This window comes from Maribacter sp. (assembly GCA_020629415.1).
Taxonomy (GTDB): Bacteria; Bacteroidota; Bacteroidia; order Flavobacteriales; family Flavobacteriaceae; genus Maribacter; species Maribacter huludaoensis.
This window is the reverse complement of the sequence record JAHDDL010000045.1, coordinates 1-22,631: the sequence shown is the minus strand read 5'-3', so window position 1 is coordinate 22,631 and position 22,631 is coordinate 1. Positions and strand designations below refer to the sequence as shown.

Annotated in this window: 23 protein-coding genes; 12 read left to right on the top strand and 11 right to left on the bottom strand. The window is 35.7% G+C overall.

Features of this window, described 5'->3' with window-relative positions; all coding sequences use genetic code 11:
• The 7 genes from QZ657_RS14890 to QZ657_RS14860 all read left to right on the top strand — a co-directional run.
• Positions 1-1,634 (top strand): WD40/YVTN/BNR-like repeat-containing protein (locus tag QZ657_RS14890; RefSeq protein ID WP_412759690.1); only part of this gene is annotated, 1,634 nt, incomplete at its 5' end.
• A 34-nt stretch (positions 1,635-1,668) separates the two neighbouring features.
• Entirely contained in the window at positions 1,669-3,588 is a 1,920-nt protein-coding gene (locus tag QZ657_RS14885; RefSeq protein ID WP_291967884.1) for an alpha/beta hydrolase family protein, read from the top strand.
• A gap of 33 nt (positions 3,589-3,621) precedes the next feature.
• Entirely contained in the window at positions 3,622-4,350 is a 729-nt protein-coding gene (locus tag QZ657_RS14880; protein ID WP_291967882.1) for a DUF2490 domain-containing protein, read from the top strand.
• 120 nt (positions 4,351-4,470) lie between these two features.
• The gene (locus tag QZ657_RS14875; RefSeq protein WP_276472151.1) at positions 4,471-5,064 is read left to right on the top strand and encodes a superoxide dismutase family protein; all 594 of its coding nucleotides are present in this window, start codon (positions 4,471-4,473) and stop codon (positions 5,062-5,064) included.
• Between the two features lie 74 nt (positions 5,065-5,138).
• Positions 5,139-5,675 (top strand): RNA polymerase sigma factor, encoded by a 537-nt coding sequence (locus QZ657_RS14870; protein WP_276472150.1) that lies wholly within the window; start codon positions 5,139-5,141, stop codon positions 5,673-5,675.
• A 1-nt stretch (position 5,676) separates the two neighbouring features.
• On the top strand, positions 5,677-6,471 hold the full coding sequence (locus QZ657_RS14865; RefSeq protein ID WP_291967879.1) for an anti-sigma factor: 795 nt from the start codon (positions 5,677-5,679) through the stop codon (positions 6,469-6,471).
• Between the two features lie 164 nt (positions 6,472-6,635).
• Entirely contained in the window at positions 6,636-6,818 is a 183-nt protein-coding gene (locus QZ657_RS14860; protein ID WP_058103114.1) for a hypothetical protein, read from the top strand.
• A gap of 9 nt (positions 6,819-6,827) precedes the next feature.
• On the opposite strand, the gene QZ657_RS14855 is transcribed toward QZ657_RS14860, so the two are convergent.
• Positions 6,828-7,871 carry a VOC family protein gene (locus tag QZ657_RS14855; protein ID WP_291967878.1) on the bottom strand — a complete coding sequence of 348 codons (1,044 nt, stop codon included), beginning with the start codon at positions 7,869-7,871 and terminating at the stop codon, positions 6,828-6,830.
• Positions 7,864-8,568 (bottom strand): glycosyltransferase, encoded by a 705-nt coding sequence (locus tag QZ657_RS14850; protein ID WP_291967876.1) that lies wholly within the window; start codon positions 8,566-8,568, stop codon positions 7,864-7,866. Before QZ657_RS14850 ends, QZ657_RS14855 begins: the two co-directional genes overlap by 8 nt.
• A gap of 209 nt (positions 8,569-8,777) precedes the next feature.
• Here QZ657_RS14850 and QZ657_RS14845 point away from each other — a divergent pair, with 209 nt between their 5' ends.
• Positions 8,778-9,569, top strand: a complete 792-nt coding sequence (locus QZ657_RS14845; RefSeq protein ID WP_291967874.1) for a DUF547 domain-containing protein — start codon at positions 8,778-8,780, stop codon at positions 9,567-9,569.
• A gap of 131 nt (positions 9,570-9,700) precedes the next feature.
• Positions 9,701-11,944 (top strand): efflux RND transporter permease subunit, encoded by a 2,244-nt coding sequence (locus QZ657_RS14840; protein WP_291967872.1) that lies wholly within the window; start codon positions 9,701-9,703, stop codon positions 11,942-11,944.
• Between the two features lie 346 nt (positions 11,945-12,290).
• Here the strand turns inward: QZ657_RS14840 and QZ657_RS14835 are convergent, their stop codons facing one another.
• The 3 genes from QZ657_RS14835 to QZ657_RS14825 form a co-directional block, all read right to left on the bottom strand.
• The gene (locus tag QZ657_RS14835; protein WP_291967870.1) at positions 12,291-13,568 is read right to left on the bottom strand and encodes a tetratricopeptide repeat protein; all 1,278 of its coding nucleotides are present in this window, start codon (positions 13,566-13,568) and stop codon (positions 12,291-12,293) included.
• 131 nt (positions 13,569-13,699) lie between these two features.
• Entirely contained in the window at positions 13,700-14,470 is a 771-nt protein-coding gene (locus QZ657_RS14830) for a DUF4331 family protein (RefSeq protein ID WP_291967868.1), read from the bottom strand.
• Between the two features lie 22 nt (positions 14,471-14,492).
• Positions 14,493-15,203: a DUF4331 family protein gene (locus tag QZ657_RS14825; protein WP_291967866.1), complete on the bottom strand. Its 711-nt coding sequence runs from the start codon at positions 15,201-15,203 to the stop codon at positions 14,493-14,495.
• 203 nt (positions 15,204-15,406) lie between these two features.
• Here QZ657_RS14825 and QZ657_RS14820 point away from each other — a divergent pair, with 203 nt between their 5' ends.
• Positions 15,407-16,615 (top strand): LETM1-related biofilm-associated protein, encoded by a 1,209-nt coding sequence (locus QZ657_RS14820; protein ID WP_291967864.1) that lies wholly within the window; start codon positions 15,407-15,409, stop codon positions 16,613-16,615.
• Positions 16,616-16,639: 24 nt separating this feature from the next.
• Here QZ657_RS14820 and QZ657_RS14815 read toward each other — a convergent pair whose 3' ends face one another.
• The 6 genes from QZ657_RS14815 to QZ657_RS14790 form a co-directional block, all read right to left on the bottom strand.
• Positions 16,640-17,404 (bottom strand): LytR/AlgR family response regulator transcription factor, encoded by a 765-nt coding sequence (locus QZ657_RS14815; RefSeq protein WP_291967862.1) that lies wholly within the window; start codon positions 17,402-17,404, stop codon positions 16,640-16,642.
• A gap of 40 nt (positions 17,405-17,444) precedes the next feature.
• The gene (locus tag QZ657_RS14810; RefSeq protein WP_291967860.1) at positions 17,445-17,804 is read right to left on the bottom strand and encodes a 2TM domain-containing protein; all 360 of its coding nucleotides are present in this window, start codon (positions 17,802-17,804) and stop codon (positions 17,445-17,447) included.
• A gap of 1 nt (position 17,805) precedes the next feature.
• Positions 17,806-18,144, bottom strand: a complete 339-nt coding sequence (locus QZ657_RS14805; protein ID WP_291962113.1) for a 2TM domain-containing protein — start codon at positions 18,142-18,144, stop codon at positions 17,806-17,808.
• Positions 18,135-18,425, bottom strand: a complete 291-nt coding sequence (locus QZ657_RS14800) for a 2TM domain-containing protein (protein ID WP_291967858.1) — start codon at positions 18,423-18,425, stop codon at positions 18,135-18,137. Before QZ657_RS14800 ends, QZ657_RS14805 begins: the two co-directional genes overlap by 10 nt.
• 18 nt (positions 18,426-18,443) lie before the next feature.
• Complete coding sequence (locus QZ657_RS14795) at positions 18,444-18,728, bottom strand: 2TM domain-containing protein (protein ID WP_276472137.1); 285 nt, start codon at positions 18,726-18,728, stop codon at positions 18,444-18,446.
• Positions 18,729-19,336: 608 nt separating this feature from the next.
• Positions 19,337-20,659 carry a 2TM domain-containing protein gene (locus QZ657_RS14790; protein WP_291967856.1) on the bottom strand — a complete coding sequence of 441 codons (1,323 nt, stop codon included), beginning with the start codon at positions 20,657-20,659 and terminating at the stop codon, positions 19,337-19,339.
• A gap of 387 nt (positions 20,660-21,046) precedes the next feature.
• Between QZ657_RS14790 and QZ657_RS14785 the strand changes: the two genes are divergently transcribed.
• Together QZ657_RS14785 and QZ657_RS14780 are read left to right on the top strand one after the other, a co-directional pair.
• Positions 21,047-21,802, top strand: coding sequence for a hypothetical protein (locus QZ657_RS14785; RefSeq protein WP_291967854.1), 756 nt, complete (start codon positions 21,047-21,049; stop codon positions 21,800-21,802).
• A 76-nt stretch (positions 21,803-21,878) separates the two neighbouring features.
• On the top strand, positions 21,879-22,439 hold the full coding sequence (locus tag QZ657_RS14780; protein ID WP_291967853.1) for a hypothetical protein: 561 nt from the start codon (positions 21,879-21,881) through the stop codon (positions 22,437-22,439).
• Positions 22,440-22,631 lie beyond the last annotated feature (192 nt).

The window sequence follows — 22,631 nt, the reverse complement described above, 5'->3', positions numbered from 1 at the left end:
CTGAGAAACAAAAGCAAAGTGAAAGTGGTGGTTTATCTATGGATGCAACCGGTGCCGAAAACCATACCACAATTTTGGTTATTGAACCCTCTGCAGTTGAAAAGGATATGCTTTGGGTAGGCTCTGATGACGGCCGTGTGCATTATACCCAAAACGGTGGAGGAACCTGGACAGAAGTAACCGCAAACATCAAAGGCTTACCTAAAGGAAGTTGGATTCCGCAAATAAAGGCATCTACCCGTAATAAGGGTGAAGCATTGTTGATCGCCAACGACTATAGAAGATTCAATTATACGCCATATGCGTACCGCACCAAAGACTATGGTAAAACTTGGACAAGAATTGTTGACGCCACAGATGTAGAAAGCTATACCTTATCTATTATTGAAGATCCTGAAAACCCTAATTTATTGTTCCTAGGTACCGATGACGGATTGTATGTTTCTTTCAATGCAGGGGACAAATGGCAGAAATGGACCGAAGGTTTTCCAACGGTTTCTACCAAAGATTTAGCCATTCACCCAAGAGAGCAAGATTTGGTTATCGGTACATTTGGTCGTGCTGCGTGGGTTTTGGATGATATTCGTCCGTTACGAGCTTTAGCCGCAGATGCTACCATTTTAAATAAGGAAATAGAATTATTCACTCCGCCAACGGCATATCAGGCATCCTACCAACAACCTACAGGCAGTCGTTTTGGTGCCGATGGTCTTTACCAAGGTGAAAACAGAAAGTCTGGTGCTATGATTACCTATTATCTAAAGGAAGGTAAAAAAGCTGCAAAAAAGGGCAAGGGCATGAAGGGTAAAAAAGAGGGTTCATCCGAAGAAAAAACAGAAGAAAAAACAGATAGCGTTGCGTTGACCGGAGTTCAAAAGAAGGATTCCGTTCAGTTCGATTTTTACGATGGCGATAGACTGATCCGTACTTTAAAATACAAGACTCCTGAAAAAGCAGGATTTCACAGAATTTACTGGGGAATGGATGAAAAAGGCGCGGATAGACCTTCTAGAAAAGTACAGACCAAAAAGAAAGAGTCTGGCGGTTTAGACGTAAAACCAGGTACCTATACCATAAAAATGTTATACGGTGATCTGGAAGAAGAAACTACGATTACGGTAAAATCAGACCCACGTTTAGAAGTATCTCAAACAGGGATCAATGAAGCCTATGTAAACGGAAAAGAATTGGAATCTTACATGCAGACAGCAGCAGATGCGGTACAGCAATTGGCAAAAAGTAAAGAGGTTGCAGAGAAATTTCAAAAAGATCTGAAAAAAGAGGACGATAAAAAGTACAAAGAACAAATAGACGCCTCTAAAGATATCATTAAACAAATAGATTCTATCACCGCTATATATTTAGGTAAGGTCGATAAAAGACAAGGAATAACCCGTAGTAAAGAAATGACGGTAATGCAACGTATTCAAATTGCAAGGCGCTACGTAGGATCTAGAAAAACCGGTATGACGGCAACAGAAAAACAATTAATGCAATTTGCCAAAGATGATCTGCAGAGCGCGCTACAAAAAACAAATGCTTTCTTCGCCAAAGAATGGATAGAATACCAAACTAATATGAAAAGCTTAGATATATCACCTTTTAAAGAAACAGAAGTTTTTAATTTGAATTAATATGTAAAAGTCTAACAATCTAAAAACCACTACTATGAAGTACCTAATGGCTTGCTTTGTGTTTACGCTTATGTTAAGCTGTAAAGAAGAACCTAAAAAATCTTCTATTGCAGAAACGATGAAGACCTATACCATCAAACAAATGATGGATAACGAAGCCATTGGTGGCGGTAGTTTTTCCCCTGATAATTCTAAATTACTTATCTCAAGTAATAGATCTGGTATTTACAACATGTACACAGTGCCTACAAGCGGCGGTGAATTGACTCCCGTTACTATGTCTGACAGTGCATCTGTATTCGCCATATCCTATTTTCCAAAAGATGAACGCATGTTGTTTAGAATGGATGGAAATGGTGATGAGATATTTCATATTTACGTAAGAGATCTAGATGGTACGCAGACCGACCTTACACCAGCGGAAGGTGCCCGTGCATCGTTCTACGGGTGGGCAGAAGATGATATGAGTTTCTACTATACTTCTAACAAGAGAAACCCTAGAAATGATGATATCTATGAAATGGACCTAGAAACTCTTGAGCCTACCCTGATCTATGAAAATACGGAAGGTTATAGCATTGACGGAATTTCCGAGGACAAGAAATATATAACCTTGGGCAAGCCAATAAATACCAATGATTCCGATTTGTTTATTTACACCGTCTCAGATAAAAAGCTGACCAAAATCAATGAAAATCAAAGCGCCAACAGTAGCTCTGGATTTTCCAATGATGGTTCTTCCTTGTATTATACCACAGATGATGGAGAGGAATTCTCTTATTTAATGAAGTACGATATTGCCACGGGCAACAGAGAAAAGGTGATGCAGAAAAATTGGGATATATGGGGTACCTATTTTACGGAAAATGGAACCTATCAAGTGACCTATATTAACGAAGATGCCAAGAATGTCATTGAAATAAAAAATGTTAGCACCGGTGAAAATGTTGCTCTTCCTTCTTTGGATGGTTTGGACGTAACCAGTGTAGATTTCTCAGATGATGAAAAACTAATGCGTTTTTATGCCGGTGGGTCACACACCCCTTCTAATTTGTTCGTTTATAACTTAGAAACCAAAGAACAGACCCAATTGACCAATGTTCTAAATAGCGAAATAAACGGTGAGGACCTGGTGAACGCAGAAGTAATACGTTACAAGTCTTTTGATGGGGTTGAAATACCTGCCATTTATTACAAGCCCCACCAGGCAAGTGCGGACACCAAAGTACCTGCATTGGTTTGGGTTCATGGTGGACCGGGCGGACAAAGTAGACAGAACTTTAGCTCATTTATTCAATATTTGACCAATCACGGGTATGCCGTACTAGCCGTTAACAACAGAGGTAGTAGCGGCTATGGCAAAACTTTTTATCAAATGGATGATTTAAACCATGGCGATAAGGATTTAAAAGATTGTGTAGAAGGTAAAAATTGGCTTGCCCAACAGCCAGAAATAGATGCCAATAAAATTGGAATCATAGGCGGCTCTTACGGTGGTTATATGACTATGGCGGCATTGACCTATACCCCAGAAGAGTTTGCCGTTGGGGTAAATCTTTTTGGCGTAACCAATTGGGTACGAACATTAAAAAGTATACCGCCATGGTGGGAGTCTTTTAAAGATGCCTTATATAAAGAATTAGGAGACCCATACAGTGCAGATTCCGTAAGGTTAAAAGAGATTTCCCCTTTGTTTCATACCGATAAGGTGACCAAACCCTTAATTGTTTTACAAGGTTCTCAAGATCCTAGAGTACTACAAGTAGAATCTGACGAAATTGTTGCAGGTGTAAAAAAGAACGGTGTTCCCGTAGAATACGTGCTCTTTGAAGATGAAGGTCATGGTTTTGTAAAAAAAGAAAATCAGATCGAAGCGTATAGTAGGGTTTTAGATTTTTTAGATTTGTATTTGAAGAAGGATAAAGCAACACCTATTGAAGAAGGCGATAAGTAAACCCAAATTTTAAGTTTCATATTAAATTAGAGAATGAAGAAAGTTTTTACGTTACTAGTATTATTAGCAACTATTAATCAAATAAATGCTCAAAGTGGTGATACAGGAGAAGACGATTTTGGTAGTTGGTTCATGTATTTTGGAACCAATAAAATTGCCGATAAATGGAGTATACATACCGAAGCTCAATTTAGATATTATGAAATGGCATCGAACTTTAACCAGTTGTTGCTGCGTACAGGTATCAACTATCACATTAACACTAATGCTATCGCTACTTTAGGCTACGGATTTATTGAAACCGACCCAACGTTCAGTGACTTTGACGTTATTGGGGGTGATGCACTCATCAATAATAACTCTATTTCTGAACATCGCATATTTGAGCAGTTCATTCTTAAAAATAAAGTGTGGGAATTTAATTTCGAGCATCGCTATCGTTTAGAACAGCGGTTTGTTCAAAATAATTTTACAGGTGAAAGCAACACATTGCACAGAGCCCGTTATAGAATTCAAATGACCCTGCCCCTAACCGATATCTTTTTCTTGAATTTCTATGATGAGATTTTCATAAATCTACAAGACAGTGCATTTGGTCAAAACCGTGCTTATGCCGCACTTGGGGTTAATGTAACCGAAGATTTAAGCATGCAATTTGGCTACTTAAAAAATCACTTTACAGGGGCTAATTACGATCGTCTACAAATTGGTGTTTTTTATAACACCGATCTGCGTGGCATTTTTAAAAAGAAAGAAAAATAAACCGGAAATATATTAGATATTTTTTTGCGTAATCCGTTTCTGTTAAAATCAATTGGAATTGAGCAAAAGGTATAATTTTTAATATGTAACTTTATCAAATAACCTTTAAACACTATAAAAATGAAAATATTTAAAATTGAACTAGCGCTCTTAGCGCTGTTGTTAACCTTTAGCTGTAAAGAAGTTAAAAAAGAAGCGTCTGAAGCAAAAGAAGAAGTTGAAGATTTAATGGATGAGGCTAAAGCAGAAATGAACGATGAAGAAACTGTCGTTAAATTTATGTTGGAACCAAAAAGCGATAGTAATGTAAAAGGTGAAGTAACCTTCACGCAAGACGATGACGAGGTAGAAATGGTAGCCATGCTATCTGGCTTATCTGAAGGTGAGCATGCCATTCATATTCACCAAACGGCAGATTGTACTGCCGCAGACGGATCTTCTGCCGGTGGACACTGGAACCCGACAAATGAACCACATGGTAAATGGGGAGCAAGCGAAGGATACCATAAAGGCGATATAGGTAATTTTACAGCAGATGCCGATGGTAACGCAAAAGTTGAATTTGAAACTGATGAATGGTGTATTGGCTGTGATGATGAAAATAAGAACATTTTAGGAAAAGGGGTTATTGTACACCAAGGTGTAGATGATTACACTTCTCAACCTAGTGGTGCTGCTGGTGCACGTGTTAGTTGTGCCGGTATTATTGAATAGGGTTAATAATAGTATGGATAAAAGCTGTTCTTAGAACAGCTTTTTCTATTTTTAACCGTTACAAAATATTTAATATGCAATTAGACCTATTGGTTGATCAATTTAAAAAGAAGGACCCTTTGGCTTTCGAAAAACTATATGGCATGTATGGTGAAAATATCTGTGGAGTTATCAATACCATAGTAAAAAACGATGCATTGGCCCAAGAAATCTGTCAAGACGTATTTATAAAGATTTGGAATAACTGTGAAAGTTATAATTCTTCTAAAGGTAGATTTTTCACATGGATCCTTAACATAGCCAGAAATGCAGCTATCGATGAAATACGCAGTAGGTCGTATAAAAATGATAAAAAGAATCTTTCCGCAGATTACTTCGTAGGTATTTTACAACTCAAGGAAGAAGAAGAAAGTTCATCAGTAGACACCAAGGGTTTGAGAAACCTAGTACAGAATTTAAAGGAAAAATGTGTTCAGATCATTGAACTGTTATACTTTAGGGGATATACACAAAAAGATGCTGCAGAAGAATTGGAAATTCCCTTAGGCACTGTAAAAACAAGAAATAGAAGTTGCATTTCCCAATTACGGGAGAATATGGAGGTAAGATAGTATGGATGTAGAAAAATACATAGCATCGGGAATTTTGGAGCTCTACGTAGCCGGTATACTCTCAGAGAAAGAAAATCTTGAGATTGCCAACTATGCCAAGGAGTATCCAGAAATAAAAAAGGAGATCGAGGAAATTGAGGCTTCAATATTAGAATTGTCCAGAAAAGCTTCACCTGGATATCATTATTCATTTAAAGCATTGATGAATAGAATTAATGGTGAGGTCAAGGTAGTTGATATGAATGAAAAACGTAGTACTCCATTCTTATCTTATATGGGTTGGGCTGCATCTGTTTTATTGGCTGTAGGACTCTTCTGGATGTATCAGCAAAATCAAGATTTGAAATCTAACATTGAAGTAGTAGAAAAGCAGAATTTAGATTTGGAGCAGCAAATTGCCGATACCGATTCTTCTTTAGAACAGACCCAAGAATTATTGAATACACTTAGAGATAAGAATATTAGTGTTATCCCTTTAGGAGGGCAAGACGTTTCACCTACTTCATACGCCAAGGCGTATTGGAACAAACAAGAAGAAAAAGTATTTATAGATGCCAAAGGGCTGCCAGAACCGCCAGATGGTTTTGTTTACCAAGTTTGGTCTCTTAAACTTTCACCGCTTACACCAACCAGTATGGGACTTCTTGAAGATTTTGTAACAGATGAAAACAAAGTCTTTGCATTCAATAATCCTAATGAGTCAGAGGCATTTGGTATTACCTTAGAACCTGCTGGCGGTAGCGAATCGCCAACCCTTGAGCAATTGTATACCCTTGGGGTCGTCAATGCTTCATAAGATATAAAACACCTAAGGGCAAGCCCATGAGGCATTTAAAGGAAACAAACGTTTAAATTCTAGGCAAGCCCAGGGGTATTATATCCTTTAACGATGGCAATAAAAAAATATGTATTAATGGACAGTTTTTATAAACTGCCCATTTTTTTTATTATTTTTCCACCATGGATTTAAAGAAAATTTTTGGAACGGTGCTTACCTTATTAGGAATCGGTGGGCTGGTTTATACTGCAATATTATTCGCTAATAGCAGCGGAACAACAAAACAACTTATTGTCTATGGTGTTTTAGGTGCCATTTTCTTCTTTTCGGGTATAGGACTCATTAGAAATACCAGCCAAAATTAGCCCATAGAATCAACGGTCTGTATTGACCCTGTGTACGGCAAGGCTCTTTACTAGCCATTTAGGTAAGGTCTTATTTGGATTTCTTTTCTTTAGGTTTAGATACAAACCTAGCGCTTTTAAGATAGGTACCTTATGGGTCTCTACCAATTCTATCAACGTGCCATCTGGATCTTCCATATAACTAAAATGTCCGGCGGCATCGCCCATATCAAAACTGTTGGCACTGTCTACCGTAAAAGGAGAGTTGTTCTTGATCGCCTTTTCCCTTATCACAGCCATACCAGATACATCAAAACATAGGTGAATGTAACCCAAATCGCCCCATAGCCTATTTTCAAAAATCTTGTTTGGCCTTTCATCTAGTAGCTGAACAAGTTCTAGCTGCGTAGGTCCTAAAAGGTCTCCAAATCCACCAACAGACGTACGTTCTTGCTGTAATATTACTCTTCTACACTTTTTCTTATCGGTGGATAAAACTAAATCTATTGCATCGTACACCACTTTAGTATACCCCAGCATAGTAGAGTAAAAGCCTATAGATTTCGTAATATCACTTACCCCTATAACAGCACCTAGCACTCCCCCATTTAATGAAGACTGCTTAGAGAAGGAATACATATCCTCTACCAGCTGAACACGGTTTCCAAAGGGGTCGTTAAAAAAGAAATTTGGCTTATGGTTATGGTTTATCTGCGATAAATTAAGCACCCCTAATTCTTTTAAGTACGTATGCATTTTCATAAGATTACCACATCTTATCTTCATAGCGTATATACCTAAATCGCCGAATTTTATAGGATTTTCAGATGCTACGGGAATTCGGTCTTTAAATTGCCAAATTTCCAAGCCACCACCACCGGTCATGTTGAGCGATAGGTACGCTTCCCTTTTTTCAACCTTATTATTGGTATATTGAGACATCAATGACGCAACTGCCTCATCTTCAAATAATAAAATATCAAAACCTAAATGGTTTCTATACCAATTAAATACTTTTTTGACATCTAATACTCCAATGCCTATTTGTTGAATACCGTTAATTATTTCAACCATTATATGGGGTGCGTATCAATTTATTATGAAGCGATTTTAATTTATTTCCAGGATATCCCAACTTAAAAAGTACCACTAAGATGAAATTGGACAAATTGACCCGTAAATACGAATTAGATTCATATTTACGTGCCGAAACTACCAAATCGTTCTTTATTATGGTGTAAGATATCCGCTCTTTCTTCATCCTTGCGAAAAATTCAAAATCTTCCATAAGCACCTGTTGCTCGTTAAAACGACCTAGCTGTTCAAATGTTTCTTTCCTTATGAACAGGCATTGATCACCGCCACCCGTAAACAAGCCGTCTTTAGCTGTAAAGGCTGCATTGATTCGCAGGTACCATTTATCCTTATCAAAACGATAAGAGAAAAATCCTGCATCATAGCCGTCTTCTAAACTTTGCAATATGTTATCAATAAATTCGGCAGGTGGTACCACATCTGCATGTAAAAAAACCAGTGTATGGCCTAATGCCAAACTGGCCGCTTCATTCATTTGAGAAGCCCTACCCTTATTCTTGCAACGCAGTATTTTTACCTTGCTACTACATTCCAGCAATTCAATATCGTCAGAATTACCGGGTGACAAGGCTACAATTACTTCTACTAATTTATTATGCTCTAAAAAACATGCAATACTAAAAAGTCGCTGTAGATTATCATATTCATTATGGGCAGGTATAATTATACTGATCATATAACTGGTTGATTCGTAGAAATTTGGTTAATTATTATTGTTTTGATTGGTACCAACTTGTCTTTATTTACGTAAGTTGGTCAAAATAGTTTTAATACCGGCTTTATAATTTTAAAAAAGTTAACGTAATCAATTAAACATATACTCGACCAAGGTGAAACAAACCTTTCAAATACATTTACGTAAGTAAGGTGACCTAAAACTACATTATGAAATTAAGACTATATTTTATAGCTGTTCTATTTGCATTGTCATGTACCGCCAAAACCAATTTACAGGCACAAACGGAAGCTGGCACCAATAGCGTTGACTTCAATGAGCTATCAGAATCTTTCTTACATAAAATTAAGGCAGAAGAAGATACTCAGGAAATACAAAATATTTTAGCAAATACCACCATTAAGGAATTGGATGCCGCTCTTGACACCAATGATAAACGTTTGGCGTTTTGGTTGAATATTTACAATGCTTATATACAGGTTATTTTACAGAATAATCCTGAATTGTATGATGATCGTGGCAGTTTCTTTAAATTGGAGCAAATTAAAATTGCCGGCGAAATGGTTTCGTTTGCAAAAATTGAACACGGTCTTATTAGAAAATCTCAATGGGAATATGGTTTAGGCTATATACGCAAATGGTTCCCTAACAAATTTGAACGAAAATTAAGAGTTGACAAACCTGTGTACAATATACATTTTGCGTTGAACTGTGGCGCCAAAGATTGTCCGCCAGTAGCCATATATGAATGGGAACGCCTACCAGAACAGTTAGCAATAGGCACAAAAAAGCACTTAGAAAAAACAAGTGAGTTAAATACAGAATCCAATGTAGTTAAGGTTACTTCATTATTCAATTGGTTTAGGGGTGATTTTGGCGGAAAAAACGGTATTAAAAAAATCTTGAAAGAAAACGATATCATACCTTCTACAAAAGATGTAGATATTGAATACACAAACTATGACTGGACCCTTTATTTGGACAATTTTATAGAATTGTAGCCATAGTATGGTGTTATGGGTTCTTTAGCTACTACTTACCCCAACATAAGGAATATTCTTATTTGGTTCTTAGTATGTTGATTAGCTAATAGAGTATTAAATTTGCACCCGAAATAGATTTATACTTTTCTATGAAGGTTAACTTTAGTTTCCTTAAAAAATTCTTTATACTAATATTTGTCCTTTTAGGGGTATTGGCAGTATCTAAATTGGACGAACTTCAATTTTCATTCGATTTTAGCCAGTTTTTTCCTGAAGAAGACCCCGATCTGGCGTTTTACAATGATTACGTTAAAGAATTTGGTACCGACGACAATTTTCTTCTTATTGCAGTAAAGAACGAACCCAATGTATTTCAACAAGAATTTCTAACGGAATTCAAAGCATTTTCAGAAGAAAGTAAAAGTTTTGTTCATGTTCTGGAAAGTAGTTCTTTAACCTCGCTTTCCTATCCGCTTAAAACTTCATTTGGCTATACCACATTGCCTATTATACATATTGATGACCCTTCACAATACCAAAAAGATTGGAAGAAGATAAAAGAAGATTCATTATTTATAAATGTACTAGTAGATGAAAATAGAAAGTCTTTGGTTTTGGCATTGGAGACCGATGATAACTTGGACTATAAGCAATCTGAACTTCTTTTAAATACTATTAGAGCATCATTAAAAAAACACAATTTACCGGATTATCATATTTTAGGTAGGGCATTTTTTTATGAAGCAATAGTTGAAATGCAAAAAAGCGAGGTGCTGACCACGACAATTGTGGCATCTATCTTAGTTTTTATCATTCTTTTGTTGGTATACCGGAGTATGCCGGTAGTTCTTATCTCGGTATTTTCAATTGCAATGTCGCTCTTACTTTTTATGGGATTATTGGGGTGGCTTGGCAAAGAGCTCAATGCAATGGCCGCTTTTTACCCGGTTCTTATGCTTATTGTTGGTACAAGTGACGTCATACACCTAACGGACAGTTACATTCGTAAATTACAGACAGGTATACCACGATATAAAGCAATTACCTCTTCCCTGAAAGAAGTGGGCATGACTACCCTACTCACCTCTATAACCACAGCAGTGGGTTTTGTAACCTTACTATCATCTAGGCTGGTAAGTATTCAAGAATTTGGCATCAATGCGGCAATAGGTGTTCTTGTAGCCTACATAACCGTTATTTTCTTAACAGGTTCCCTACTAATTTTTCTTCCTGAAAAATCATTGATCGGGCGTAAAAGTATCTCTGAGAATTGGGTAAACTATCTTTTAAAAGTTAATACGTTTACCAAAAACTATCCAAAAGCTATTATATTGGGAACCGTGGTTTTCACCGGTCTTTGTGTTTTGGGTATTTACTTGGTACAAACCAACCAAGAATTAAAGAATACCCTACCGGCCAAAAGTAAAATTGCCAATGATTTTAATTATTTTCAAAATAACTTTTCTGGCTTTAGGCCCTTGGAAATTGCAGTTATGAGCACTGAAGGCAATAAGGTCACTGATTTTAAAGTAGCTGTAGAAATTGAAAAGCTACTGGTTTATTTAAAGACTTTTAAAAGTATTGGTAACGTACAATCTGCCAACCTACCGTACAAAATCTTTAATAAGGCCAACAACCTCAATAAATCTAGTTATTTTTCTTTGCCCAATGATGAAAGAACATTTTTAAAATATCAAAAAGACACACGTAAGTTTGCTCGTAAACAGTTGGCTAAATTTGTAAATACCGATGAAACTATTGCCCGTATTAACGGTAGATTACAAGATATAGGTACGGATAACCTGAAAATTATCTATAACGATATTGATTTATTCGCCAAAACAAAATTAGACACTGCACTACTTAAAATAAAAGTAACGGGCAAAAGTATTCTGTTGGATAAAAATTCAGAATACATAAGAAGTAGTCTTCTTGAAGGTTTACTTTATGGCCTATTACTGATCGGGGTAATCATGGCTTTTGTTTTTAAGGATATAAAAATCTTTCTTATTTCACTTGTACCTAACGTTCTACCCATATTATTTGCCGGTGGTATGCTAGGTTTTTTAGGAATTCCGTTAGAAGCCTCACTCTCAGTGGTATTCGCCATTGTATTTGGTATTGCCGTTGACGACACCATTCACTTTCTAGGAAAATACAAATTGGGTATTAGCCAAGGTCTGGATAAGGAAGCCGCCCTTGAGAAAACCTTTGCGCAAACCGGTAGAGCCCTGGTAATTACAACTATTATTCTTTTCTTCGGCTTTATGGTAATGTTATTTTCCATACATCAGCCTAGTGTAACCATAGGATTGATCATAAGTGTAACCTTAGTAACAGCTTTGATACTAGATTTACTATTATTACCGGTACTACTTAGAAAATTAATTTAGATTGAATTATTTGTACGGTCTAATGTCTTTTGCAAAGACCGGTAGGCTAAAATGGTTTTTCCGACCATTAAAATCATTAAGCTAATCCATAATGTAAAGAGTAGGTATTCCATAACACTAATTGGTTTACTTGGTTACTAATTTTAGTTCATTTATTTAAGATGCTGGGGCATTTTAAATGTATTTGGTCGGTAAATATATGCATTTCATCTATCCGCCTGTTAAAAAAAACCAAATTTTCGATGAAATGCGTAATAATAACAACGCCACGACTTTACATCGTGGCGTTGAAAAAAAAACAATCCAACCTAAAACAAACATGAAATGAAACTAATTGGGCTAACAATTACAAATCATGAATTTGCTTTTCCATACCAGGACCCAGTTCATAAATGGCCCCTATTAATTCTCCTTTAATCTCCTTTACCCTTACCTCTTTTCCGTTTGCCTTGTATACCTCGGCAGCTTGGTAAAGCAGCGCAGGTTCAAATGTTTTTCCGTATACGTAAGTATCCATAATCTTCATAGCCTGTTCTTTGTCCCCATTTTTAAGGAGGCTATAGCCCAACCAACTGTAAGATTCCGGTGTGGGTCTATTTTCCACTTCTTGTTGTGCCAAAATCAATGCGCTATCATATTGTTTGGTCTCACCAATATATAAACCAAGATTATAGGCATTATACATATCACCATAAGCGGTATTCTTTACCCTGGTAAAATACTCGTCCAAATTTTTAGTTCGTACAATGTCATCACCAATATGATCCGCTATTTCTGCTTTTAATAAGTAATAATCCGGTGCGCTATAGGTTTGGGTCACTGAATCTAAAATTCTAATGGCCTCCTGTGCATTCTTGTCATTAGAGAATACGATCCAAGCAATACCTTTTTTGGCGTATGCATTGTTATTATCTATTTCCAATGCCTTTAAAAATTGATGATATGAATCTTGTATTCTACCCGCGTGACCATAATAGTCACCTAAATTAGTATAGCTCCACAGCATTAAATCTTTATTTTTCGATAGTTCTGCCTTTGCTCTTGCCTTTTCCATGAAACTAATGGTAGTATCTAAATCTCCTTTGTAATCGTTCCATTTTGCTACACGGATCATGTATCCAAAATCTGACATGTTCTTTAAGCTATCCAAATAGCTTTCTGCCAATTGATAATTACCTAATTCCATATGAACATCGAAATAGAGACTTTGGGTTTCACTTTTTCCCCCACCTATTGCCGCTGCAGAATCTGCCAATTGCAACGCTTCTTTAAAACGATGCTGTGATATGTAATTTCTTGCTAGAGCCCTATAAAAACCCGGTTTACCAATATTGGCAATATCTACGGCTCTTTTTAAACTTTTTTCAGCCTTCTTTAAAAACGCTATATCACCAGTTTGTTGAAAATACCTGTTGTACTCCCCGCCTACTACGCCAAAACTGGTAAGCTGCATACTATCTGGTCTTATTTTAGAATTCCAAAGGTCAAAATATTTTGATGTCGTTCTTATCTCGTTAGCGACCAAGAACTTATTGTAATCTTCTTTGTTTGCAATTGTGTCCTGTTTGTTGGTATTACAAGATGATACCAGTAGCACTACAATTAAAAGCTTTATTAATTTCATAAGGTTGTTTTTTGTGGATCGTTTAAAATAGGGAGAGTCTTTCAACCCTCCCTTCCCTTCTCTTTCATAAACAATTTAGGGATGTGCCGATCTTACCTACCGTTAACAATAAGCAAGGTGAAGGCAACTTCTTATTCTGGTGCTCCCAAATATGGGAAAGTAGTACCTATAGTGGCCGTTAGCCCAACGCCATCTGAGGTTAATCTTGGTAAATCTGCCATACCATCACCATCGGTATCTTGACCACTAAAACGGTCTCCTTCCATACCACCGAACAATAAAATCAATGAAACATCAATAACATCATCTTGTGGAGTTCTACCTGTCAAAGCAACTTCATCACCATCTGGAACCAAAATTCTACCGTCATCATCTGCATCTGTACCAGGGTTAAAGTATGTTGTTGGCAAGTTTGGTGCAACTTCTAAAACATCGGCAGCCAAGTAACCTGTTAATGTAGGCGCATCTAAACCTAATATGTTGTTTTCATAGTTTACATCTGCAGGATCAGCTCCTAAAATGTTAGCGTACACATCATGATATGCCTCTAACCTAGCTTCAAAATCTGCTTGAAATGTTGCAGCCATTTCTGAAGGAACAGACACGTTATGCGCATCTTTAATATCACCATCTGCACTCAGTACCGTATTGATACCTGGTCTACCCATAAAATCTACTTGGGCATAAGTACCTGTAAAGTCTGGCTCCATTGGTTCCATAGCATCTTCACACGGGGTACATGTACCACCACAATCTACTCCGGTTTCATCACCGTTCATAATACCATCATCACATGTTGGTGTAACCACTACTGGTGTATTGTCATCATCATTGCTACAAGAAGCTAATGCGGCTACTGCCAAAAGAGACAAAAACGTATATTTTATATTTTTAAATTTCATCTTACTATTTTTTAAAAAGTTATTATTGCTTAACATTTGTAGTTACCCAAGTCTTATATACTTCTAGACCCAAAGCATTTTGTCCCGTTGTAGTTCCTAAAAGACTATTAGGAATTTCAACAACTATGGCCATTGTATTGGCGCCATCAAAAGTATCGACTGCAGTTTCATCGTCATCATCTGTAGAATCTGGATCACCAGCTGGTTTAAAACCTAAAGGGGCCGTACCACCAATTACTTCATTGAACTGAAAGAAGTCAAAGAAAAAAGCATCTTGTCTAGGACCTGCAAATAAAGAAACTCCACTATCCGTGGTTTCTACAATAGCAGTTTCAGCAGAAATGTCAACTGAACCTAATGGCGCATCTACCATTACTGAACCGTTCAAACCTGTTTCACTTGGTGCAACCGGACCAAAAAAGTACATTTTACCATCTCTTGGTATGGCTTGTATTACCAAATCTTCTACCAAATCATTATCGGTATCAATATTTATTTCCATTAATACATTTTCATCGAACGTACCATAAGCCAAATCTGGCAGTACATTAGATTGAAGATCTACCGCAAAAACGGTGTTGTCCGAACCTTCAGTAGGTTCAAACGCATAAAAATCGGCAATATCTGCCGTGGTTCCCATAGAGCTAGGCGCATCAATATGATCTGCCGCCACTAAAAGACCTCCTACTAGGGCCAAAGCCCCAAGTCCCATAAATAATTTTGATTTTTTCATTATCTCTTTTTTTAGATTAGAATCACCCTTACTTACGGAGATAAAAATGGAAGGTTCATTTTTTCTTAAAAAAAATTAAATTATGTTCCAATTCCTTAAAATTCAAATCATCAAAAAAAACCATTTAGAGTATAGAAGTACTTATTTATAAAGAAGTTTAAACTAATAATTAGCTAACTTTGCAGGGTTAAATTATTAAGATTATGAACCCATCTTCCTCTGGTTGGATCGAGAAATATGGTTCGTTGGTGCAAAAACACCAAGATGTATACCCAACTTTTGAAGCGCTATACGCTACCCTTAAGAAAAGTGGTTTTGTATATGGTCTAAATGCCAGCATACCGGAGTTTATAGATTTGGAGCATACCCTTTCTGAAGATGAGAAGGCAAAAATTAATTTACTGCATGCCCTATTCTTCAGCTACCGCCTAGAAGGGGGCGAAGAATATTCGGTCTTTATTGAGCAGGTTTTTAAATTCTATGAAATACTGAATATTAGTAGAGCCGGTTTTTTTGACAAATGGTTTACCGGTAACAAGACGTCTGCCAAGCTTGAAAAGCTGATGACCTCTAGAATATACATTGAAGATAATATTATCAGTAAAACGTTTAATAGCCTTATCACCAATTCTCTGTTATTTATTGACGTATTACTTTTTAAACATTTCTTAAACGATACTAGTGCCTTAAAGGAGAAGGCTGAAGAAATTGAGTACCTAGCCATAAACATTGCCTATGATGCCCTTAGTTCTAGGGAGTTGAATAGGAATGACAATAAACTTTCCCAATTACTGGCTTCTTCTCTGACCTATATTAGTTGTGCGGAGAACAGCTTTGATGGTACTTACCGAGAAAGGTTGCTCAACAACAAGAACAAATGGGAAAACCTGTATTTATTGGATATGGCCTGTTTGACCGTTTGGGAAGATCATTCTTTGGATTATACCGAATCTGAATTTATTTTTGGTATAGGAGAAGATCTTGGCTTTGATCGTACCGTTATCTCTACATCTATTACGGACGTTACCCAATTCTTTAAATTGAATTTTGATATTATTCCTTATTTAAAGGAAAAGAATTTAGCCCAGCAGTTTTACGATAGTATGGGTAAAATTGTTAAAAAGCTAATACTACGCAACAGTAAGCGTCTGCTTAAAGAACTTTCGCAAAGTGCGGAATTGGTAGCCTTACTTTCAAAGTCTACTATACGTGACCTAAGTGATGAAGAAAAGAAAAAGGTTCAAAATCAATTGTTGGATATTTTTAAGAGCATCCCGTCTTTAGCTATTTTCATTCTGCCTGGTGGTGCAATTTTGCTTCCAATTTTCATTAAACTCATACCAAAGTTATTACCATCGGCATTTGATGAGAACAGAATTGATGATGAAGAGGAAGATTTATACCGTAAGTAACTTACATTCTTATAACCATGTTACCTACTCTAACCAAAGCTTAAAGTCTTTTACCTTTTCCCTGCTCACAATTATTTCGTGGTCCGCATTATTGTTCAACTTGATCTGTAATCTTGAATTTGTATAGGATACAATATCCTTTATGTGTTCTATATTCACAAAAAACTTCCTGCTTACCCTGAAGAACACTTGTGGTTTCAATTCTTCTTCCAACTGTTCTAAAGTAGTATCCAACAAATAATTACGGCCATCTTTAGTGGCTGCGTAGGTACCTTTGTTCTCGCTATAAAAACACTCTACATCTTCTGCATTAATAATTTTTAAATGCTGGCCCACCTTGGCGGTAAAGCGCTTTTTGTATTCACGCTCCAACGGATTTACCAATAGCTTTTTAATATCTTCAAAGTCTAATGCTATCTTACATGGCTCATTATCAGATTTGAACATTTTTCTGTATTTATTCACTGCTTGTTCCAAATCTTCGTCATCAATAGGCTTTAGCAAGTAGTCTATACTGTTCAACTTAAATGCTTTTAATGCATACTCGTCAAACGCCGTTGTAAAGATGATGGCGCTATGTACCTCTATAACATCAAAAATTTCAAATGATAGACCGTCGGATAATTGAATGTCCAAGAATATTAAATCTGGGTGTTCATTGGTCTGAAACCAATCTATTGCTTCCTCTACGGAATGTAACATTGTAGAAACGGATAGGTCCAAACTTTCTAACATCCTACCTAGCCTACGTGCTGCCGGTTTTTCATCTTCAATTATAATGGTCTTCATGGTCTGGTTTTATGGTATTTATAAAATATTGTGCTTAATCTTAGTTGGAATTGATATACTTCTTAATCATACGTTCTTCCCATTTCTTAATGTACCAAAATATGTTACCTAAAACAAAAATTGCGTGAATGACCAATATAATTCCCCAAACAATGGTGGTGCCATATACGTTCCAATTTATCCAATCTAAAAACTCAGGATTGCCCAATGCATCTTTACTTACCAATATAAAAACAAACTTATGTCTCAAAAAGTATAAAATGACGTTTATAAAGAGAAAAACCAAAAAATGGTTATAAAGGCGCTTTATACTTTCCACTTTCGCCTTTGCCCTTTCATATTTTGACAACCTATGGTAATCTTCGTTTACAAAGTTGCCTTCCGCTAGATTAGTTTCCATATTATCTATATTTTTCTGCATCCCTTTTATCCTGCTCTACATATTTACTGATCTGGCGCTGTTCCCAATCTTTACTAAAGAAAGGATTGAAGCCAAAAACCCTTGCGGCGTGAAATGCCAAACCTATACCCCAGAAAAACGGAGTTGAAAAAGTACCGATGTTGAACAAAGCTTCTGAAAACGATGCTCCACCAGACATAATACCCATTATAGTAACGGTCATAAGAAATAAATTTACCAGTACGTAAACTAGCAGGTGAATGTAAAACCCTTTCAATTCTTTGACTTTTTTTTGAGCTCTGGCCAATTTATCCGATTGTTCAAATTCGTTTAGTTCCATCTTTGTTTATTTTCTTCTTGTTGTAAAAACTCCTGTAATTTTCTTTCTTCCCAATCGCGATTCATAAACGGATTCAAGTTAAAGATTTTATTCGCTTTAAAAAACAGGCTAATGCTAAAACCGAATACTACCCAAAGAAACCAAGCATACTCCCATTCGTTAAGGTAATAATTTAATACTGCAACCAGTATTATAGTGACAACGGCCGAGGCTACCTTGCCATAAAATTCCTTGATTTCCTCTACTCTTAATTTTGCCTTATTATATTTTGTGTTTTCCATGATCTTCAGTTTATTAAGTTATAGTTCTTGCATGTATTGTTTGATCTTTCTCTCTTCCCAGTTCTTGCTGAATAACGGATTGTAACCGTAGGCATATAGACCGTTCATAATTACCCCGAAGCCCCAGCCCAAAGCCGGAAAAATTACCCAAGGAAAATTAGTTGTTGAATAATTGATATATGCCAAAATTGGAATTACTATGCAGTATGCCAATAAGTTGCCATAAAAACCTTTTATAGCTTCTACTTTTTCTTTTGCCTTTTGATATTTGTAAGTATCGTTATTTGTAAATTCTGTTTCCATCTTTATTAGTTTTAGGTTACTATTATTTGATTATTATATTTCAAATTTCGGCAGATAACCCAGGTTTTAAAAAAATGAAATACCCAATTGTAATTTTTAATGACTGAATTGTTGAAAGAGGTATTTATAGCCAAAAAACTTTAAAGGCCATACTATTTTATTGTACTATCATTTTGTTCTTGCTCTGTTTTTTAAGGGTACAAAAGCTGTTTGGAGGCTATGATGCATTTTTAATAGATACCGGTAATTTTGATGGTTATAAACAAAAATTGCCTTCTGGGAGTGTAAATAGCTCTTTTGCATAAAAAGGAAATGCAGAGATAATTTATCAATAAATTCAGCCGCAAACTTTACATCAACGCCTCTTTACATTAAAACGTAAATAAAACTGATATTCAAATTATTGTGCACCATGATTTTTTAACCGTTTGTAGTTACCCTATATTGGCTATAAAAAAAGACAACACCTTCATCACTGCTATATATCTATTTGGAAGAACTATTGGGTATACTATAAATTGATGATATTGCCGGCCAGCACGGAATGCTGTAGTTCAATGACATTTTATTCTCTTAGGATAGTTTTACGGTACTGGGCTAAAATATATTTAGAAGTTATCCTTCTCCATCAATTCCTTGATTTTTTTCTCTTCCCAATTCTTTCCGAACAAAGGGTTATATCCGTATGCCTTTAATCCGTGGGCTATTAGGCCTATTCCCCAACCAACAGCAGGAAAAATGACCCAGGTAAAACTTGTAGTTCTATAATTTATAAATGCCAGCACAGGAATAACGATACAGTACGAAGTTAGGTTACCATAAAATCCTTTTATTTCCTCAACACGTTTTTTGGCTTTTTCATAGCGCTTGGCACTAATATGTGAATCTTGTGTTTCTCTAAAAGATATAGTGCTGGTCAACATTGGTAGCCTTACCTTAAACTCGTTCAAGGTCTTAAAAATTTGCATTTCCTTTTTTGTTAGTATTGCGTAGCGCTGACGTATATTCTGCAGCCCCACACCACTACTCTTTTTTACTACTTGCTTTTCTTGAAGGTTATTGGTAACGTATAAATATCCATCTTCCTCATATATTTTAATATGTAATGGCTTAGATGATGTTACTACGTTATGCTTTACCGCATTTTCTAATAGTAGTTGTAATGATAGTGGCACTATTTTGGCTTCTGGATCCGTTGCTTCATCCGGAATTTCAAATATGATACTATCTTCAAAACGCATTTTTAATAATCGTACATAGGTTCTGGCGAACTTTAGTTCTTCATCTACGGAAATTAAATTTTTGCTCTTCTGCTCTAACACATATCTGTATACTTTAGATAATGACGTAGTAAACTTTTGTGCCTGTATGGGGTCTTCCTCAATTAAGCTTGTTAATACGTTTAAGCTATTGAACAAAAAGTGGGGATCTAGTTGGTTCTTTAAGGCATCGAACTTTGCAGATGCCGAGCCGGCTATAATTTTCTGCTCCTTTACTTTAGTGTCTTGTAATGCTTTGTAGAAGTAGAAGGCGTGTAAAAACAATGATACTATTAGAGTAACTAATAATGCATAGAAATAATACTCTACTCGTTCTTCGGCTATGTATTGTTCAAAGCTTTTACCAAAAATATAAACTTCGGTAAATGCGCGTACAGCTCCAAATGCCAATACAGTAAGTACTATTGATCCGGCTGCACCGAACCATAACCTTTTTTGGGTTTCATTCTCCCAACTATATTTTTTAGAGATATAGTCGCTGAAATACATGTTTACAATAGAAAGTGCAAAAGAGTAAAGAAAGGCTATTCCCGAAAATTGCAATTCACTATATAATGTTTTGCTTTCCCAATCAGATAAAAGCAAACGAACTAATTCCATAACCAGCGTTATGATGATTGCCGTTCTTACCACCTTTAAAAAACTACCCATGTACCTTTTTCTTTTATTGCTTTCTAATTTTTAAAATTAGGGATTTCATTTTAGAAGTATACCTCTTTCTAATAAGACCCTGGTCAAAAGCAAACATGAAGACTTTTCTTCCCAATCAAAAAAAATAGGGTCCCAATTGTAATTTTTTAGTACTGAACTGTAGTGATAATCAATTGTTATGATTCTTATTATCGCTTTTCATATTTAAATACATGTAAGTTTGTACAATTTTTCTTTCTTAAACTGTAAAAATCTTATAGATTTAAGAATTCATATATGATATATGTGCAATTGTGCACATATACATTTGTTGTGCTTAATTTTCAAAAAATAGAAAAATATTTGGGAAAACTTAGTTTTAATATAAGATTGAATAAAGCATTTCAAATGCCAAAATTCATAGATTTGGCGTCTGAAATATCCAATTTATTCAACCCTCAATCATACTTTTTTGAATATACTACTGATTTAGAAAAATTAATATACGCTGAAAAAACCTTCAACACCTTTGAACTCTTTAAAGCTTATTACAATAAAGAAAACTTCAAATTTGATATATTAAAATTAGAAGAAGATGACAGGTTTATTGGGTTTCAGCAAAGTAATGGAACATTACGTGTATTTGGGACATTAGAAAATAAGGACATTATCTATAAACTTCTGGACATAGTTGACAACCAAATATTGTATGCTCACATTCATAGTAAGTTGGATATGATTTTAAGCCGTTCTAACAAGTATAGAACATGGATAAGAAGATTAGGGGAAATTCCTTCTTATGTGAAAGTCTTGGATAATCCTAGAAGTATGAGTGAGCGCGATAAATACATTATCGACTTAGAATCTATGCCAACACATCAACACTTATTAAAAACTGACGATAGATTATGGTTTGGAGCTTGTGCAGAAATGTATTTTTCTAAACTATATTACGATTACATACCTGAAGATAAATGGAAAAAATTAAGTAATTGTAAATCGAATGAAGTTTTAGAAAATGGAGTTCGTAAAATAATCTTGTATGATAATTTTGATGAATTTGAAAATCCTGTAAATAGAAAAAAACAATGGGATTTCAGAAACGAACTGGAAATAGATAAGGTCGCAAGCAGGCTGAAAAAAACTAAACACAACAAAGCCTAAACGTAATGCGGTCTTTAGGGTAAAAACGAAAGGTCTGTGTATATTTATGAAGTCGCTAAATCTTTGGGATTTAACTTTGAAAAAAAAAGAAAAAGCGAAACCAAAAGCTTTAGCTTCGTGCTTAGACGGAAACAAAAAGTTTCCTTATCTCCGCACTACGCTTAGCCTAGACGTTGTGCGTCATTTTGAGAAAATGAATAGTTTAAAGAAAATATCAGAAAACGATTTTATAAATTGGGTAAAAGAATTTACACACGGTCTAGAAAAATCAAGCGTTTCAATTATTGGATGGGAAGATGGAACTCATTTTGAGGAATTAAACAAAGAGAATTTCGGAATTTCAGAATCCGATGCTCGACTGTTTAAGGAAAAGTTTTTGGGTAAGAAACTTAATTCCAAAGACGAACTGCTTGACCAAATTATTCAATTTCAGAAAAAGCCGTATTTAATATCGAAAAATGGGAAATATCGATATGATTGGGACTTACATATTTGGATTGGAAATAAACTAATAATATATAATGCCGACTTAAAAGAAGTCGAATATTATCACTTAAACTTTATTGAAAAGATTCTAGCGACTGGTAAATTACCAAGCTGGATAAAAAATGAAAGCCAGACGAAAATGGAAAACTAAGCTAGTTTGCGCTGATGGACTTAATAATATTTCGCAATAGAAATGTGCCAATCTTTCGCAGAAAAACGCCGCACAACACAGCCTAAACGTAATGCGGACTTTAGGGCAAAACCGAAAGGTCTGTGTATATTTATAAAGTCGCTAAATCTTATGGATTTAGCTTTGGACAAGAAAAATAAAACTAAACAATAA